This window comes from Corynebacterium sp. HMSC056F09, from assembly GCF_001815785.1.
Taxonomy (GTDB): Bacteria; Actinomycetota; Actinomycetes; order Mycobacteriales; family Mycobacteriaceae; genus Corynebacterium; species Corynebacterium hiratae.
Genome location: NZ_KV821944.1, coordinates 1 through 736 on the forward strand (window position 1 = coordinate 1; position 736 = coordinate 736).

1 pseudogene is annotated in these 736 nt (G+C 51.9%); it reads left to right on the forward strand.

Annotation, left to right across the window (positions count from 1 at the left end):
- Window positions 1–259: 259 nt before the first annotated feature.
- Window positions 260–736, forward strand: a pseudogene (locus HMPREF3056_RS08040) (IS256 family transposase); the annotation flags it as partial.

A 736-nucleotide genomic window follows, 5' to 3' on the forward strand; every position in this document is an offset into this window, starting at 1 on the left:
CCATGTCCAAAAACCCTATGGACATAACAGTTCCGGGCTAGAAGTCGTTTTAGAGGGGACGAACCATGTTGTGTTCCTTATTAGTCGGCTTAAGGGACATTTCGTGTGGATAAACCGATACGGATTCCCGGGGCAGCCTGGGATAATACGGTGATCTTGATTTTGAATCGGTTCCAACGGCCCGATCTGTGAAATCAACACTGGATAGTCCTAGGTCTGTGATAGGAGGACTGCAGCTGGTGCGGTAAGGCCAATTCCTATGGCTAATAGGAATCGACCGTCATGTGACATGTGCGGGCACGGACTGGTTAAGAACGGCAAAACCGCGGCAGGAACCCAGCGCTGGTTGTGTCCTAAATGCAACGTTTCATCGATTAATACCCGCGCACGCGCCAGCGAGATTCGGCACTTCAAAATCTTTATTGACTGGATTCTTTCCGGCGAATCCGCAGACCATTTAGCCAAACGCCTTGGGGTAACAAGGCGGACTTTGACCCGGTGGTTCAAGCTTTTGTGGTTTATCACCGTGCCCACGTCTACTGACCCCTATCGTGTTTATGACCAGGTTTTTATCGACGGCACCTACTTCCACAAGAAATGCCTGCTGGTAGCCTGCACCGAAACACACGTCATCGCCTGGCACTGGTGCTTGCGTGAAAGCTCATACGAGTACCTGAAACTGCTCGACAAAATCGCGCAACCACTCATCGTCACCACCGACGGGGCAGGCGGAGCG